Source organism: Mesorhizobium temperatum, assembly GCF_002284575.1.
Taxonomy (GTDB): domain Bacteria; phylum Pseudomonadota; class Alphaproteobacteria; order Rhizobiales; family Rhizobiaceae; genus Mesorhizobium; species Mesorhizobium temperatum.
The window spans coordinates 146893-163401 of sequence record NZ_NPKJ01000048.1 but is presented as its reverse complement, the minus strand read 5'-3'; the positions used below and the strand labels follow the sequence as shown (position 1 = coordinate 163401).

Below are 16509 nucleotides of genomic sequence, written 5' to 3'. Positions count from 1 at the left end.
CCGCATCGCACACAACCCGCCCTTGGACGAGATGAACGATCGCACTTGCATCGTCACGCGCAGACAGGCCGAACCGGATGATTTGATCCGTTTCGTCGTCGGCCCGGATTCGGCCGTCGTTCCGGATATCAAGAAAAACCTGCCCGGCCGCGGTTGCTGGGTGACGGCCGACCGCCTACATATCGACAAGGCGGCAGCGAAGAACCTGTTCGCTCGCGCCTTCAAGGCGCCGGTGACCGTGCCGACCGATCTCGGCGGCATGGTCGACGGGCTGCTTTCCAGATCCGCTCTGGGCATGCTCGGTCTTGCCCGCAAGGCAGGCGCGATCGCGCTCGGCGCCACTAAGGTCGAGAGCGCGGTACGTAGTGGGCTGGCGCTTTTCGTGTTGCATGCGACCGAGGCGTCAGATGACGGCGTCCGCAAGATCAGTCAGGCGCGACGGGCAACCGTCCACCTTGGCGGCCCCGCCATCCCTGCCTACAAACTTTTCTCCGAGGCCGAGTTGAGCTTGGCATTGGGGGGTACAAATGTGATACATGCTGCCGTTCTCGCGGGAGACGCGGGCAGGGCGGTCAAGAAGCGCATGGTTGCGCTCGACCGGTATCGGGGCGGTTCCCCGGACGATCTGGCAATGCTTGCGGCCGTTGCTGACGAAGATGATGCCGCAGAGGATATGGAATGAACGATACGAAATCGGGCGACGACAAGACGTTGAGTGTTACGCCGAAGAAGACTTTGACGCTGAAGCGCCCCGGTACGGAACAGGGCACCGTGCGCCAGAGCTTCTCGCATGGCCGCACCAAGGCGGTCGTGGTCGAGACCAAGAAGCGCAAGTTCTCGCTGCCCGGTGACAAGCCGGAGCCGGCCGCTGCCCCGTCCGTCTTCACGCCGAAGGCGCCGGTCGCGGCAGCGCCCGTTGTGCAAGAGGCGCCCAAGGCGCCGCCGCCTCTGCCGCCTGTCGAACGCGGCGGCATGGTGCTGAACGAATTGTCGCGCAATGAGATGGAGGCGCGCCGCCGAGCCCTTGAGGGCTCGAAGGTGCGCGACGTCGAGGATCGCCAGCGCGCCATCGACGAGGCCAAGCGCCGCGCCGAGGATGAAGAGCGCCGCCGTCGCGAGCGCGAGGAATCCGCGCGCCGCCAGGCCGAGGAAGAAGCCCGGCTGCAGGCCGAAGCGGAGTCCCGCCGGCGTGCCGAGGAAGAGGCGCGCCGCCGCGCGCCGCTGGCTGCCGAACTTGCGACGGTCGACGACGAGGACGTCAAGCCGAAGCGGACCGGCGCCGGAGCGCCGGTGCGCCGTCCGGTCACGCCCGAAGTGGCGCGTCCGGCCAAGCCGACCAAGGGCGAGGAAGATCGCCGCCGCGGCAAGCTGACGCTGAATGCCGCACTTTCCGATGAGGATGCGCGAGCGCGTTCGCTGTCGTCGATGCGTCGGCGGCAGGAGAAATTCAAGCGCGCGCTGCATAATGAACCGCGCGAGAAAGTCATGCGCGAAGTGATACTGCCCGAAACCATCACCATCCAGGAGCTGGCGCAGCGCATGTCCGAGCGCGCCGTCGATGTGGTCAAGTTCTTCATGAAACAGGGCCAGATCCTGAAGCCGGGCGACGTCATCGACGCCGACACGGCCGAGCTGGTCGCCACCGAATTCGGCCACACGGTTCGCCGCGTCGCCGAGTCCGACATCGAGGAAGGCCTGTTCAACATCGCCGATCGTCCCGAAGATCTCGAGCCGCGTCCGCCGGTGGTGACCATCATGGGCCATGTCGATCACGGCAAGACGTCGCTGCTTGATGCCATCCGCAATGCCAATGTCGTGTCCGGCGAGGCCGGCGGCATCACCCAGCATATCGGCGCCTATCAGGTCGAGAAGAACGGTCATAAGATCACCTTCATCGACACGCCCGGCCACGCCGCCTTCACGGCGATGCGCGCCCGCGGCGCCCAGGCGACCGACATCGCCATCCTCGTGGTGGCGGCCGACGACAGCGTGATGCCGCAGACGATCGAATCGATCAGCCATGCCAAGGCGGCCGGCGTTCCGATCATTGTGGCGATCAACAAGATCGACAAGCATGATGCCGACCCGCAGAAGGTGCGTTCGGAACTGCTGCGCCACGAAGTCTTCGTCGAATCGATGGGCGGCGAGGTGCTGGACGTCGAAGTGTCGGCGACCAAGGGTACCAATCTGGACAAGCTGCTCGAAACGATCCTGCTGCAGGCCGAAATCCTCGACCTGAAGGCCAATCCGGACCGCACCGCCGAGGGCGTCGTCATCGAAGCCCAGCTCGACAAGGGCCGCGGCCCAGTCGCCACCGTGCTTGTCCAGACCGGCACGCTGATGCCTGGCGATATCCTCGTTGCCGGCAACGAATGGGGCCGGGTGCGCGCGCTGGTCAACGACCGCGGCGGGCAGATCAAGGAAGCGCCGCCGGCGATGCCGGTCGAGGTGCTCGGTCTGCAGGGAACCCCGCAGGCCGGCGATCGCTTCGCCGTGGTCAACAACGAAGCCCGCGCCCGCGAGATCACCGAATACCGCCAGCGTCTGGCGCGTGAGAAGGCGGTGGCCAAGCATGCCGGCCAGCGCGGGTCGCTCGAACAGATGATGTCGCAACTGCAGACGAGCGGCCTGAAGGAATTCCCGCTGGTCATCAAGGGCGACGTGCAGGGCTCGATCGAGGCGATCAGCGCGGCGCTGGACAAGCTCGGCACCGACGAGGTGCGTGCGCGCATCGTTCATGCGGGCGCCGGCGGCATCACCGAAAGCGATGTGTCGCTGGCGGAAACCTCGGGTGCCGCGATCATCGGCTTCAACGTCCGAGCCAATGTGCAGGCGCGTGCTGCTGCCGCGGCTGCGGGCATCGAGATCCGCTACTACTCGATCATCTACAACCTCGTGGATGACGTGAAGGCGGCGCTCTCCGGCCTGCTGTCGCCGGAGCGTCGCGAGACCTTCATCGGCAATGCGGAGATCCTCGAGATCTTCGACATCACCAAGGTCGGCAAGATCGCCGGCTGCCGTGTCACCGAAGGCAAGGTCGAGCGCGGTGCGGGCGTTCGCCTGATCCGCGACAACGTCGTCATCCACGAAGGCACGCTGAAGACCCTGAAGCGCTTCAAGGACGAAGTTGCGGAGGTCCCGGGTGGCCAGGAATGCGGCATGGCCTTCCAGAACTACGAAGACATGCGCGTCGGCGACGTCATCGAGTGCTTCCGCGTCGAGATGGTGACCAGGACGCTCTGAGTTTCGAGCAACTTGAGTTCGAGCATCTACTGAGACCGGGCGGTGGTCGAAAGGCTGCCGCCCAAAGCATATGAGACATGCGGCGCGGTCCCATCCCGTGCCTCACGATTTCAGGATAGAGAAAAATGCCCCGTTCAACCACGTCAGGTCCATCCCAGCGCATGCTTCGCGTCGGCGAGCAGGTGCGCCATGCGCTGTCGGAAACCTTGCAGCGCGGCGAGATCCTCGATCCGCTGATCGAGAACGCCGTGGTTTCGGTCTCGGAAGTGCGCATGTCGCCCGATCTGAAAATCGCCACCGCCTTCGTCTCGCCGCTCGGCGCCAGTGATACCGATGCGGTGGTGGAGGCGCTCAACAAGCATGCGAAATTCATCCGCGGCCGCGTTTCCGGCGCGCTCCGGCAGATGAAGTACATGCCGGAATTCCGCTTCCGGCTCGACACCAGCTACGACAATTTCCAGAAGATCAACGAATTGTTGCACTCGCCCGAAGTGGCGCGCGATCTCGGCCCCGACGATCAGAATAAAGACAACGACAAGGACGAAAAATAGTGGCGCGTCGCGGCAAGAAGAAGGGCCGGCCGATCTCCGGCTGGCTGGTGCTGGACAAGCCCGTCGGCATGGGCTCGACCGAAGCCGTCTCCAAGATCAAATGGTTGTTCCAGGCGGAAAAGGCCGGCCATGCTGGCACGCTCGACCCGCTCGCTTCCGGCATGCTGCCGATTGCGCTCGGCGAAGCGACCAAGACCGTGCCCTATGTCCAGGATGGCGCCAAACTCTACCGCTTCACGGTTGCCTGGGGTGAGGAGCGTTCGACCGATGACCTCGAAGGGCCGGTGACGAAAAGCTCCGACCAGCGTCCGGCTGAAGCCGATGTGCTTTTGCTGATGCCGAAATATACCGGCGTCATCATGCAGACGCCGCCGCAATTTTCGGCCATCAAGATCGCAGGCCAGCGCGCCTATGACCTTGCCCGCGACGGCGCGATGGTCGACATCCCGGCGCGGGAAGTCGAGATCGGCCGTCTCGACCTGATCGAGCACAATTCTGATCGCACCATTTTCGAGGTCGAATGCGGCAAGGGCACTTATGTGCGCTCGCTGGCCCGCGACATGGGCCGCGACCTCGGCTGTTTCGGTCACATCGCCGAACTGCGCCGGATCGAAGTCGAGCCGTTCACGCAGGAAGACTTCGTCACCATCGCCGAGTTGGAAGCCGCTCGCTTCGGCGAACAGGGCGATGAACGTTCGGATTCAGCGGACACGGTGCCGGTCGATTTCGACGCCATCGATGCGCTCCTGGTCGACACATCAGCCGCGCTCGACTGCCTGCCGCAAATCGCGATCAGCGACGACGCTGCAACAAAAATTCGCCTCGGCAATCCGGTCATCATCCGTGGCCGCGACGCGCCGGTGGAAGCCGAGGAAGCCTGTGCCACGGCGCGCGGCAAGCTAGTCGCCATCGGCGCCATCGAACAAGGCATGTTCAAGCCGAAGCGGGTCTTTGCCGGGTGAGTCCCGTCGTCTAATCTCGACCAGACGTAGCATTCGAGGGGCACATGGCAAAGGCCGAGACGATCAAGAAGCGGGCGCCGGTGACGGCACGGCGGCCGCCGGTCGGCGCATCACCGGGCACACTGATCGCCGACCCGGCGGCGCGGCGCAGCGAACTGCGACTGACGCTGATGTCGCCCGACAAATTCGAGACAATCGAAAATGCCAGCATCGACGACGTCAACGCTCATTGCGATACATGGCCGGTCATTTGGCTCGATTGTACCGGTCTCGCCAACATCCCGCTGATCGAGGAGATCGGCCGGATTTTCAGCCTGCATCCGCTGGCGCTGGAAGACGTCGTCAACACCGGCCAGCGGCCGAAGGTGGATTTCTTCGAGGACCATGCCTTCGTCGTCGTCAGGATGATCGACGACGTCACCGCGCATCGTTACGAGCAGATCGCGGTCTTCTTCGGCAAGAACTTCGTCGTCACCTTCCAGGAGCGCGAAGGCGATCCGTTCGATCCCGTGCGCAAGCGCATCGCAAGCTCGATGCCCAACCGGCTGCGCGCACGCGGCGCTGACTATCTCGCCTATGCGCTGATCGACGCCATTGTCGACAGCTATTTCCCGCCGATCGAGGCTGCCGGCGAATTGGTCGACAGCATCGAGGACCAGATGCTGCGCGCGGCGGACAAGCACCAGATGCGGCGGCTTCACGAGTTGCGGCGCGACGCCAATGTGCTGAAGGGGGTGCTTTGGCCGATGCGCGATGCGCTGGCGACGCTGATCCGCAACGACGTGCCCTATGTGAAGCCCGAGACCAAGATCTTCCTGAACGACACGCTCGATCACTCGCTTCGGCTCATCGAACTGATCGAAACCCAGCGCGACATGCTGACCGGTCTGATCGAGATGCATCTGTCGCTGAGCCAGGCGCGCACCAGCGATGTCATCAGCTATCTGACGATCGTCTCGGTGATCTTCATCCCGCTCACCTTTCTCGCTGGCGTGTGGGGCATGAACTTCGATCCCGAAACCTCGCCATGGAACATGCCGGAGCTGAAGGCCCAATACGGATATCCGGCGGCGCTCGTGTTCATGGCCGTTGTCGCGCTCGGCCTTATCGCTTTCTTCAGATGGAAGAAGTGGCTTTAGCCGAAGACAAATCTTCGTTTGCGCAGCAAAAAGCCGGCTTGTGAATTGGGCTGGTGTTTTTGCCTGAATTGCACTATATGCGCCGCAGCATCGTGCAATGACACGTTGCTTGTACCGGCCCCTGCTGGACGACATCCCGGCCGAGGGCGTCCCGTTTCCTCCAACAGATAAGGAAAAACACGATGTCGATTACTGCCGAGCGCAAGAAGGAATTGATGGGTGAATTCGCAACCGCTAAGGGCGATACCGGGTCCCCGGAAGTCCAGGTGGCCATCCTTTCCGAGCGCATCAAGAACCTGACCGACCATTTCAAGGACCACAAGAAGGATAACCATTCCCGCCGTGGTCTGCTCGCTCTCGTCTCCCAGCGCCGCAGCCTGCTTGATTATCTCAAGCGCAAGGATGACGCGCGCTATCAGACGCTGATCGAGAAGCTCGGTCTGCGCCGTTGACGAATTGACCGGCGGGTTCTTTCGAGAGCCCGCCGGTCGCGCATTGGAGCAGTCCATTGCTCTAATGAAGGAAGTAGAGCGCCGCGCATCCATTTGGACGCGCACATAGGACGCTCTGAAACTTTGAATTTGCGCAAGGCATTTTCCGAGAGCCGCGGTTTTCGGGGTCATGCGCAAGGCCAGTCGGATCGATTGGCTAGACCCGGTTTCGAGATAGCACAGGGCCATTCGAAACCGCCCATGGACGGTCATGGGGCAGGATTGCAGGACGCTCGCCCGGCACCGCGCCGGATTTACCCGAGCTTCCCGTTGTCTTGCCCGTGGCTGCCCGAGAAACGAAGCCAAGGGAAAGGGGCACTCGCGCACGGTGAAATAGCGCGGCCCTTTCCGCATATGAAGGACAAGAAATGTTCAATCACCACAAAGTGGAAATCGAATGGGGCGGCCGCCCGCTCATCCTCGAAACCGGCAAGATTGCGCGCCAAGCTGACGGCGCGGTGCTCGCCACCTACGGCGAAACCAAGGTTCTCGCCACCGTCGTTTCGATGAAGGAGCCGAAGCCCGGCCTCGATTTCTTCCCGCTGACCGTCAACTATCAGGAAAAGACCTATGCCGCCGGCAAGATCCCGGGCGGCTATTTCAAGCGCGAAGGTCGTCCGAGCGAAAAGGAAACGCTGGTTTCCCGCCTTATCGACCGTCCGATCCGCCCGCTCTTCGCTGACGGTTACAAGAACGACACGCAGATCGTTGTCACCGTCGTCCAGCATGATCTCGAAAACGACCCGGACATCCTGTCGATCGTCGCCACATCAGCGGCCTTGACGCTGTCCGGCGTCCCTTTCATGGGCCCGATCGGCGGCGCCCGCGTCGGCTACATCAACGGCGAATATGTGCTCAATCCGCATGTCGACGAGATGCAGGAATCCAAGCTTGACCTGATCGTCGCCGGCACCTCCGACGCCGTGCTGATGGTCGAGTCCGAAGCCAAGGAACTCGGCGAGGACCTGATGCTCGGCGCCGTTATGTTCGGCCATCGCGGCTTCCAGCCGGTGATCGACGCGATCATCAAGCTGGCCGAGGTCGCCGCCAAGGATCCGCGCGATTTCACCGCGCCGGACTATTCGGCGCTTGAAGCGGAGATGCTGAAGATCGTCGAAGGCGAGCTTCGCGATGCCTACAAGATCACCGACAAGCAGAAGCGCTATGCCGCCGTCGACGCCGTAAAGGCGAAGGTCAAGGCTGCGTTCGCACCCGCCGAAGGCGAGGAAGCAAAATACACGTCCGAACAGATCGGCACCGTGTTCAAGGAGCTCCAGGCTAAGGTCGTGCGCTGGAACATTCTCGACACCGGTTCGCGCATCGACGGGCGCGATCTGAAGACGGTCCGCAAGATCGTCTCCGAAGTCGGCGTCCTGCCGCGTACCCATGGCTCGGCGCTGTTCACCCGCGGCGAGACCCAGGCGCTGGTCGTCGCCACGCTCGGCACCGGCGAGGACGAGCAGTATGTCGATTCGCTGACTGGCATGTACAAGGAGAAGTTCCTCCTTCACTACAACTTCCCTCCCTATTCGGTCGGCGAAACCGGTCGCATGGGTTCGCCCGGCCGCCGCGAAATCGGTCACGGCAAGCTGGCCTGGCGCGCGATCCGCCCGATGCTGCCGACATCAGACCAGTTCCCCTACACGCTGCGCGTCGTCTCGGAGATCACTGAGTCCAACGGTTCGTCCTCGATGGCCACCGTCTGCGGCACCTCGCTGGCGCTGATGGATGCCGGTGTTCCGCTGGCCAAGCCGGTCGCCGGCATTGCCATGGGTCTCATCAAGGAAGGCGAGCGCTTCGCGGTGCTCTCCGACATTCTCGGCGACGAGGATCATCTCGGCGACATGGACTTCAAGGTTGCCGGCACCGCCAACGGCATCACCTCGCTGCAGATGGACATTAAGATCGAGGGCATCACCGAGGAGATCATGAAGATCGCGCTGGACCAGGCCAAGGACGGCCGCCAGCATATCCTCGGTGAAATGGGCCATGCGCTGTCCGGCGCGCGTGCCGAACTCGGCGAATTCGCGCCGCGCATCGAGGTCATGCACATCCCGACCGACAAGATCCGTGACGTGATCGGCTCGGGCGGCAAGGTCATCCGCGAGATCGTCGAAAAGACCGGCGCCAAGATCAACATCGAGGACGACGGCACGGTCAAGATCGCTTCGTCCAATGCCAAGGAGATCGAGGCGGCGAAGAAGTGGATCCACACCATCGTCGCCGAGCCGGAAGTCGGCGAAATCTACGAGGGCACGGTCGTCAAGACCGCCGACTTCGGCGCTTTCGTCAATTTCTTCGGTCCGCGTGACGGCCTCGTCCACATCTCGCAGCTCGCTACCGATCGCGTCGCCAAGACCTCCGACGTCGTCAAGGAAGGCGACAAGGTCTGGGTCAAGCTGATGGGCTTCGACGAACGCGGCAAGGTCCGCCTGTCGATGAAGGTCGTCGACCAGGCCACGGGCAAGGAAATCGCCCGCGACAAGAAGGCCGAAGGCGAAGAAGACGCCGCCTGAGCGATCTGACGATACAATCGAAACGGGCGCGCCGACAGGTCGCGCCCGTTTTCATTTTCTAGACAAGCCAGCTGCATTTCGAGATCGAAGAATGTCCGCCGAGCCGCTGAAGACACTGTTCCATCCGTTCGAGGCCGAGGCTGTCTCCCTGCCGCGTAAGGGCGAGCGTGTCCTCTTTCTCGGCGCTGAACCCGGCTTCCGCCTGCCCGAAGGTTTCGATGCGGCACTGCATCTGGTGCAAGGCTTCCGCCCGCATTTTCGCGCGCTGCAGGGGGGCTTCACGGTCACGCCGCGCCCGGAAGGCGAAGGTTTCGATGCGGCCCTGGTGCTTGCCGGCCGTCATCGCGGGCAAAACGAATTGCACATCGCTGAGGCGATTGAGCGTGTGAGGCCGGGCGGATCGATTATCGTCGCCGGTGCCAAGGACGATGGCATTGCCAGCCTGCGCAAGCGCATCGGCGAGCTTGTGCCGCTCGACGGCCATTTGCCGAAACATCACGGCATCGCCTTCTGGTTCCATCGACCTGCCGATGCTGCGGTCGCGGCAGCGCTTCGCGTCGCCAATCCACCCCTTCTGCTTGAGGGCCGTTTCCGCACCGCGCCAGGCATGTTCTCTTTCGACAAGATCGATACAGGTTCGAAATTGCTGGTCGACAATCTGCCCGGCGACCTGCGTGGCAAAGTTGCCGATTTCTGTGCCGGCTGGGGCTATGTGGCGGCCGAAGTCGCCGCCCGCTCACCGGGCATATCGGCGCTCGATCTCTACGAGGCCGAGTTCGATGCGCTGGAGGCGGCGAAAGGCAATATCGGCAATACAGCGGCGGAACCCGATTTCTTCTGGATCGATCTTTTGAGCGAGCCGGTCGAGCGGCGCTATGACGCCATCGTTATGAACCCGCCCTTCCATCGCAGCCGGGCGGCCGAGCCGGAGGTCGGTGCCGGCATGATCCGCGCCGCGGCAAAGGCGCTGAAGCCGGGCGGGCGGCTGTTCATGGTGGCGAACCGCCAGCTTCCCTACGAGCCGGTGCTGGCGGCCGCCTTCTCCAGTCATGCCGAGATCGCCCGCGACGGGATGTTCAAGATTCTCGCGGCGCGCCGCTGAGGCGGCGTTCACGGGGATCAAGGCAACTTCTAAAGGCCGAAATTACTCTCGTCCGTTGTCGGTCCGCTTCAACTCGTCGAGCGTCGGCATCGAGACGATGTGGTAGCCGGAATCGACATAGTGGATTTCGCCGGTGACGCCCGACGACAGGTCGGACAGGAGGTAGAGCGCGGAACCACCGACTTCGTCGATGGTCACCGTGCGGCGCAGCGGCGAGTTGCGCTGCTGGTAGGAAAACATGTGGCGTGCGTCGGAAATCCCGGCGCCCGCCAATGTCCGCACCGGGCCGGCCGATATGCCGTTCACCCTGATGCCGCGCGGGCCATAGTCGTTGGCGAGATAGCGGACGCTGGCTTCCAGCCCGGCCTTGGCGACGCCCATGACGTTGTAGTTCGGCATGACACGAACGGAACCGGCGTAGGTCAGCGTGATCATCGAGCCGCTGTCCTTCATCAGCGCGGCGGCATGACGGGCGACCTCGGTGAAGGAGTAGCAGGAGATGACCATTGTGCGGACGAAATTATCGCGGCTGGTGTCGGCGTAAAGGCCCTTCAGCTCGTTCTTGTCGGAAAAGCCGATGGCGTGGACGACGAAGTCCAGCCCGCCCCAGGCCTTGCCCAAGGTCTCGAAAGTAGCGGCAACCGATGCGCTGTCCTCGACGTCGCAAGGCACGACCAGCGAGGAGCCGAGTTTGTCGGCAAGCGGCTTGACCCGGCGCCCGAAGGCTTCGCCCTGATAGGTGAAGGCGAGTTCTGCCCCATGTTCGGACAGTTTTCGGGCGATGCCCCAGGCGATCGAATGGTCGTTGGCGACACCCATGACAAGCCCCCGCTTGCCCTTCATCAATCCGTCCATGGTCGGCAATCCTTATGCGGAATAGCGCTGGAAAATCAGCGTTGCGTTGGTGCCGCCGAAACCGAACGAGTTGGACAAAACGGTGTCGATCCTGGCATCGTCGATGCGCTCTCGCACGATGGGCATGCCCTCGAATTCCGGATCGAGCTGCTCGATGTGGGCGCTCTCGCCGATGAAGCCGCCTTGCATCATCAGGATCGAGTAGATCGATTCCTGCACGCCGGCCGCACCCAGAGAATGGCCGGTCAGTGATTTCGTCGAGTTGATGAAAGGCATCTTGTCGCCGAACACCTCGCGGATTGCGCCCATTTCCCTGGAGTCGCCGACCGGCGTCGAGGTGCCGTGCGTGTTGATGTAGTCGACCGGCGAAGAAACGGTCGCCAGCGCCTGCCGCATGCAGCGCACCGCGCCTTCGCCCGAGGGCGCCACCATGTCGTAGCCGTCAGAGGTCGCGCCATAGCCGACGACCTCGGCATAGATCTTTGCGCCGCGCGCCTTGGCGTGCTCGAGCTCTTCCAGCACCAGCACGCCGGCGCCGCCGGCAATGACGAAGCCGTCACGATCGACGTCATAGGCGCGCGAGGCGGCCGATGCCCGGTCGTTGAACTTGGAGGACATGGCGCCCATAGCGTCGAACAGGTCCGACATCGTCCAGTCGAGATCCTCATGGCCGCCGGCAAAGACCATGTCCTGCTTGCCCCACTGGATCAGTTCGTAGCCGTTGCCGATGCAATGCGCCGAGGTCGAGCAGGCCGAAGAGATCGAATAGTTGACGCCGTGGATCTTGAACCAGGTTGCGAGCGTCGCCGAAGCGGTCGACGACATCGCCTTCGGCACCGCAAACGGACCGATGCGCTTGGGGCTGCCGTTCTTGAGCGTGGTTTCAGCGGCTTCGACGATGGTTCGGGTCGATGGCCCGCCCGATCCCATGACGATACCTGTGCGCTCATTGGTGATGTCGCTCTCGCCAAGTCCAGCGTCCACGATAGCCTGGTCCATGGCGACATGGTTCCAGGCCGCACCTTGCGACAGGAAGCGCATGGCGCGACGATCGATCAGCGCTGAGGGGTCGAGCGTCGGCGCCCCCCAGACCTGGCAGCGGAAGCCGTGTTCGGCGAAGGAATCGGAGAAGCTGATGCCGGATTTGGCATCGTGGAGCGAGGCCTGCACCTCGTTGGCATTGTTGCCGATCGACGACACGATGCCGAGGCCTGTCACTACGACGCGTCTCATTCGCAACTCCTTCCAGCGCATGAACCCGAAACCTGTCGGACAAGGATCATGCGCGAATTAAAGTTCTACAGCTTCCTTTTGCGCATCCCAGGGACGCGAGACGCTGTGGAGGCGCCGGTCAGGCGGCGGCCGATTGCTTGGACAGACCCACCTTGAGATCCGTTGCTGCGTATATGGGTTCGCCATCCGCCTTCAGCCAGCCATCGGCGATACCAAGCACCAGCCGCCCGCGCATCACGCGCTTGAAGTCCACGCCATATTCCACCTTCTTGACCGACGGCGTCACCATGCCTTTGAATTTCACCTCGCCGGTCGAGAGCGCCATGCCCTTGCCCGGCTCGCCGAGCCAGCCGAGGTAGAAGCCCGTCAATTGCCACATGGCGTCGAGGCCCAGGCACCCCGGCATGATCGGATTGCCGATGAAATGGCAGGCGAAAAACCACAGGTCCGGCTTGATGTCGAATTCGGCGCGGATGAAGCCCTTGTCGAAGGCACCGCCCGTCTCGCTGATTTCGGTGATGCGATCGAACATCAGCATCGGCGGATAGGGGAGCTGGGCGTTTCCAGGTCCGAACAGCTCGCCGCGGGCGCAGGCAAGCAGTTCCTCGTAGTCATAGCTGGATTTCGAAACCGCCATCAATCTCCGTCCCCAATAATCGTCCCGGGCGGTAGCGCGCCCTTGTCGTTGGTTTCCTAACACAATCTATTTCAGGCCGGAAACCGGCGTTTGCGCTTAACCCGCCCATCTGCCTGGGTCAATGCGCGCTATTGATCGTATTCGGGCGACAGAATATATGTCGGGGGGTGTCCAGTTTCGGTCAATGTTCGTTTTTTGCCATTCTGGGCATATCTTGAGGCGAAACTTTGAGCTTGGACGGATAAATGGATCTGGGCTGCCGGAAGGAAAATGTCGCTGTGGACAAGCGGGTTCGCGAAGCTGGCCTGAGGCCGACGCGTCAGCGCATTGCGCTGGCCGATCTGCTTTTCGCCAAAGGCGACCGCCATCTGTCGGCCGAGGAGCTGCACGAGGAGGCGATCACCGCCGGCGTGCCGGTTTCGCTTGCCACCGTCTACAACGCCCTTCATCAATTCACCCAGGCGGGCCTTCTGCGCATCCTGGCCGTCGAGGGATCGAAGACCTACTTCGACACCAACACCTCCGATCACCATCATTTCTACATTGAAGGCGAAAACAGGATCTTCGATATCGCCAGCGGTCCTGTCACGGTTTCCAACCTGCCGGAGCCGCCGGAAGGCATGGAGATCGCCAATGTCGACATCGTGGTGAGGCTGCGCCCCAAACGCTCCGATTGATCCGCGCTTCATAAGGCCGCGAGATACCGTCTCGCCTGTATCGGCCTCTAGACCGTGATCCCGACCGACAGGATGAGGTCAGTTCTTGACCCGTTCGCCCGGATAAGCGCCCCAGACAAGCGACTGGGCGAGCCAGCCGGTGTGGCCGTTGAAGGTCATCTCGCACCACTGGCCGTCACAGGACTTGATCGTCCCCATGGCGCCCGGCTCGATGATCGCGACGATGCTGGCATCCTTTTCCGGGTCGTCGAGAAGGTTGACTCGGGCATCTTTGCCCCGCTGCCAGGGAGCTACGATCGCCGTACGGCGGCCTGAAAGCAGCGACTGGTTGATCCAGCCTTCCGAGCCGTCGGCATCGCGCACACGACGCCAGGTGTCGAATTCCTGGATGATCTCCATCGGCAGGCCGGGCTTCATATACATCCAGTCGACGGAATAGTTGACGCCTGGTCCGACGCGGGAGTTGACGCGGCCCGCTTTCAGGCTGACGAAACGCGGCAGCGGCAGGCCGCTCGGGCCGAGCGTTGTGCTCTGGGCCGGTGCTGCCGCATTCTGTGCCGCCACATGCGGGGAATGAAGGAGAGCGCCGAGAAATGCTGCGCTGAGGGCCAGGCGGAGCGACGCGAAACCAGACACTTTCATTCCTTTCGGCGCCGGCTCATCAGCCTTGGCGCCCCTTTTTCTTTGTCTTCGGCGGAACCTCTTGTTACATGATGAACTGGCACCGCGACCGGCCTGCAGTTTCGCCTGTCTTGGTTAAAGAGGTCTCAACGAGGTCGGGTTCGAGGAAACAATGGTAGGCAGAAAAAGGCCCCTCGTCGTCATCACGCGCAAGCTGCCCGACCCGGTCGAGACCCGCATGCGTGAGCTTTTCGACGCCCGGCTGAATGTCGAAGACAGGCCGATGACGCAGCCGGAACTGGTCGCGGCGGTCAAGGAAGCCGACGTGCTGGTGCCGACCATAACCGATCATATCGACGCGGCGCTGATCGCTCAGGCTGGCGACAACCTCAAGCTGATCGCCAATTTCGGTAACGGCGTCGACAAGATCGACGTGTCAGCAGCAGCGAAGAAGGGCATTACCGTCACCAACACGCCGAACGTGCTGACCGAAGATACGGCCGATATGACCATGGCGCTGATGCTGGCGGTGCCGCGGCGGCTGGCGGAAGGCGCCAATGTGCTGACCGGCGACAAGAAATGGGCCGGCTGGTCGCCAACCTGGATGCTCGGCCGGCGTATCTGGGGCAAACGCCTCGGCATTGTCGGCATGGGCCGCATCGGCACCGCTGTCGCCCGACGGGCCAAGGCCTTTGGCCTGTCGATCCACTATCACAACCGCCATCGCGTGCTGCCGGCGGTTGAGGACGAGCTGGAGGCGACTTACTGGGAAAGCCTCGACCAAATGCTTGCCCGCATGGACATCATATCGGTCAATTGTCCGTCGACGCCGGCGACCTTCCACCTGCTTTCGGCGCGGCGGCTGGCGCTTCTGCAACCGTCCGCTTACATCGTCAACACAGCGCGCGGCGATATCATCGACGAGGACTCTCTGGTCAAGCTGATCCAGGACGGCAAGATCGCCGGCGCCGGCCTCGATGTCTACGAGCATGAGCCGGCGCTGAACAGCAAATTGCTGAAGCTCGCCGCCAAGGGCAAGGTCGTGTTGTTGCCGCATATGGGGTCGGCGACGCTTGAAGGCCGGATCGACATGGGCGAGAAGGTGATCATCAACATCCGCGCCTTCTTCGATGGCCACCGTCCACCGGATCGCGTACTGCCACTGCGGACGTGATGCCATCTTAAGTTAGTGCAGGCTTACGAAATCACCTTGCGCATGGTAATCGAGGTGGGACGGTCATAGCCCTTGTGCGCTGTCCGTTCCGTTTCGCGAAAGCCGAGCCGGGCAAAGGCCGCGTGATTCCCGGTCAGTTCGATCCGCGTCTGAAGCTCGATCGCAGGCTTGCCGCGGTTGCGGGCGAGATCCTCGACAGCTTGCATCAGCTGCCTGGCAATGCCCTGTCCCTGAAAGTCCGGTTCGACCGCGAGCTTTCCGATATAGAAATCGTCGGCCCGCTCCAGAACAAAAACGCAGCCGACGGTCCTGCCGTCCTTCAGCGCCGCAAAGCCCGTCTCTTGCCGGGCCTTGTCCCGGAGATTTTCGACGGTGAGCCGATGCGCCGAGGATGGCGGAGCGATGACACCGTCCATGGCGGCGAAGGCGCGTATGATCAGCGCCAGCACCTCGTCCCAACGGTCGAAATCGGCCGGAAGCTGCTCGACGGAAACCAGGCTGCCCAAGGTCTAGTTTCCCTTGTAACGGATCGTGTCGAAGCGCGCTGTCAACGCATCGTAAAGCAGCAGCCGGCCGACCAGCGGCTCGCCAATGCCGGCGATCAGCTTGATCGCCTCCATAGCCTGCAGCGTGCCGACGACACCGGTCAGCACGCCGAGTACGCCGGCCACAGCGCAGGATGGCACCAGGCCGGGTGGCGGCGGTTCCGGAAAAAGATCGCGATAGCTTGGATTCGGCCTGCCGTCCGCGCCGGTCTCGAACGGTTTCAGCACGGTCACCGAGCCGTCGAAGCGGCCGACGGCGGCATGTACCAGCGGCCGCTTTTCCGCGGCGCAGGCGTCGGCCGCCGCATAACGTGTTTCGAAATTGTCGGAGCCGTCGACGACGATGTCATAACGGGCGACGAGGGCAGGGGCATTGTCCGCCGTCAGCCTGAGATTGTGCAGTTCCACGGCGACGTTGGGATTGATGCGGGCGATGGCCGCTTTGGCACTGTCGGTTTTCGCCATGCCGACAGCGTCGGTGCCGTGGATCACCTGTCTTTGCAGGTTCGACAGCGAGACGCTGTCGTCGTCGACGATGCCGAGTGTGCCGACGCCGGCTGCGGCAAGATATTCAAGCACCGGCGCTCCCAGGCCGCCGGCGCCGATGACCAGGACTCGAGCCCGCTTCAGTCGCTGCTGGCCGGCGCCGCCGATCTCGGGCAGCACGATGTGGCGGGCGTAGCGTTCGAGTTCTTCGTTGGTGAGCGCGGTGGTGATCATCGCCGGACCATATAGCGGGAGAAAATCCTTGTCAGGCGCCAAT

The 16509-nt window shown here is 62.7% G+C and carries 16 protein-coding genes; 10 read left to right on the top strand and 6 right to left on the bottom strand.

From position 1 onward, the window contains the following. Positions 1–31: 31 nt before the first annotated feature. The 8 genes from CIT26_RS16750 (at position 32) to CIT26_RS16715 (ending at position 10004) form a co-directional block, all read left to right on the top strand. The gene (locus tag CIT26_RS16750) at positions 32–682 is read left to right on the top strand and encodes an RNA-binding protein (protein WP_095493601.1); all 651 of its coding nucleotides are present in this window, start codon (positions 32–34) and stop codon (positions 680–682) included. Next, positions 679–3243, top strand: a complete 2565-nt coding sequence (infB, locus tag CIT26_RS16745; RefSeq protein WP_095493600.1) for a translation initiation factor IF-2 — start codon at positions 679–681, stop codon at positions 3241–3243. The genes CIT26_RS16750 and infB overlap by 4 nt, the downstream gene beginning before the upstream one ends. A 125-nt stretch (positions 3244–3368) precedes the next feature. Continuing rightward, positions 3369–3794 (top strand): 30S ribosome-binding factor RbfA, encoded by a 426-nt coding sequence (gene rbfA, locus CIT26_RS16740; RefSeq protein WP_095493599.1) that lies wholly within the window; start codon positions 3369–3371, stop codon positions 3792–3794. Then, positions 3794–4756 carry a tRNA pseudouridine(55) synthase TruB gene (gene truB / locus CIT26_RS16735; RefSeq protein ID WP_095493598.1) on the top strand — a complete coding sequence of 321 codons (963 nt, stop codon included), beginning with the start codon at positions 3794–3796 and terminating at the stop codon, positions 4754–4756. The genes rbfA and truB overlap by 1 nt, the downstream gene beginning before the upstream one ends. Before the next feature lie 44 nt (positions 4757–4800). Next, a complete protein-coding gene (corA, locus tag CIT26_RS16730; RefSeq protein WP_095493597.1) occupies positions 4801–5895 on the top strand; it encodes a magnesium/cobalt transporter CorA in 1095 nt (364 codons plus the stop codon). Positions 5896–6077: 182 nt separating this feature from the next. Beyond that, the gene (gene rpsO, locus CIT26_RS16725; RefSeq protein WP_006337962.1) at positions 6078–6347 is read left to right on the top strand and encodes a 30S ribosomal protein S15; all 270 of its coding nucleotides are present in this window, start codon (positions 6078–6080) and stop codon (positions 6345–6347) included. A 407-nt stretch (positions 6348–6754) separates the two neighbouring features. Further along, positions 6755–8902, top strand: a complete 2148-nt coding sequence (gene pnp / locus CIT26_RS16720) for a polyribonucleotide nucleotidyltransferase (protein ID WP_095493596.1) — start codon at positions 6755–6757, stop codon at positions 8900–8902. Between the two features lie 91 nt (positions 8903–8993). Then, positions 8994–10004, top strand: a complete 1011-nt coding sequence (locus tag CIT26_RS16715; protein WP_095493595.1) for a class I SAM-dependent methyltransferase — start codon at positions 8994–8996, stop codon at positions 10002–10004. Between the two features lie 42 nt (positions 10005–10046). Here the strand turns inward: CIT26_RS16715 and fabI are convergent, their stop codons facing one another. From fabI to fabA, 3 genes are all read right to left on the bottom strand, one after another. Further along, positions 10047–10859 carry an enoyl-ACP reductase FabI gene (gene fabI, locus CIT26_RS16710; RefSeq protein WP_095493594.1) on the bottom strand — a complete coding sequence of 271 codons (813 nt, stop codon included), beginning with the start codon at positions 10857–10859 and terminating at the stop codon, positions 10047–10049. 12 nt (positions 10860–10871) lie between these two features. After that, complete coding sequence (gene fabB, locus CIT26_RS16705) at positions 10872–12092, bottom strand: beta-ketoacyl-ACP synthase I (RefSeq protein ID WP_095493593.1); 1221 nt, start codon at positions 12090–12092, stop codon at positions 10872–10874. A gap of 118 nt (positions 12093–12210) precedes the next feature. Next, the gene (gene fabA, locus CIT26_RS16700) at positions 12211–12729 is read right to left on the bottom strand and encodes a 3-hydroxyacyl-[acyl-carrier-protein] dehydratase FabA (protein WP_023802127.1); all 519 of its coding nucleotides are present in this window, start codon (positions 12727–12729) and stop codon (positions 12211–12213) included. A 245-nt stretch (positions 12730–12974) separates the two neighbouring features. Here fabA and irrA point away from each other — a divergent pair, with 245 nt between their 5' ends. Further along, positions 12975–13406, top strand: coding sequence for an iron response transcriptional regulator IrrA (gene irrA, locus CIT26_RS16695; RefSeq protein WP_095493592.1), 432 nt, complete (start codon positions 12975–12977; stop codon positions 13404–13406). A 78-nt stretch (positions 13407–13484) separates the two neighbouring features. Here irrA and CIT26_RS16690 read toward each other — a convergent pair whose 3' ends face one another. After that, positions 13485–14042 (bottom strand): SH3 domain-containing protein, encoded by a 558-nt coding sequence (locus CIT26_RS16690; protein WP_095493718.1) that lies wholly within the window; start codon positions 14040–14042, stop codon positions 13485–13487. Between the two features lie 157 nt (positions 14043–14199). On the opposite strand from CIT26_RS16690, the gene CIT26_RS16685 reads away from it, so the two are divergent. Then, the gene (locus CIT26_RS16685) at positions 14200–15201 is read left to right on the top strand and encodes a 2-hydroxyacid dehydrogenase (RefSeq protein ID WP_095493591.1); all 1002 of its coding nucleotides are present in this window, start codon (positions 14200–14202) and stop codon (positions 15199–15201) included. A 23-nt stretch (positions 15202–15224) separates the two neighbouring features. Here the strand turns inward: CIT26_RS16685 and CIT26_RS16680 are convergent, their stop codons facing one another. Next, positions 15225–15707: a GNAT family N-acetyltransferase gene (locus tag CIT26_RS16680; RefSeq protein ID WP_095493590.1), complete on the bottom strand. Its 483-nt coding sequence runs from the start codon at positions 15705–15707 to the stop codon at positions 15225–15227. Positions 15708–15710: 3 nt separating this feature from the next. Next, on the bottom strand, positions 15711–16466 hold the full coding sequence (locus CIT26_RS16675; RefSeq protein ID WP_095493717.1) for a molybdopterin-synthase adenylyltransferase MoeB: 756 nt from the start codon (positions 16464–16466) through the stop codon (positions 15711–15713). Positions 16467–16509: the final 43 nt, after the last annotated feature.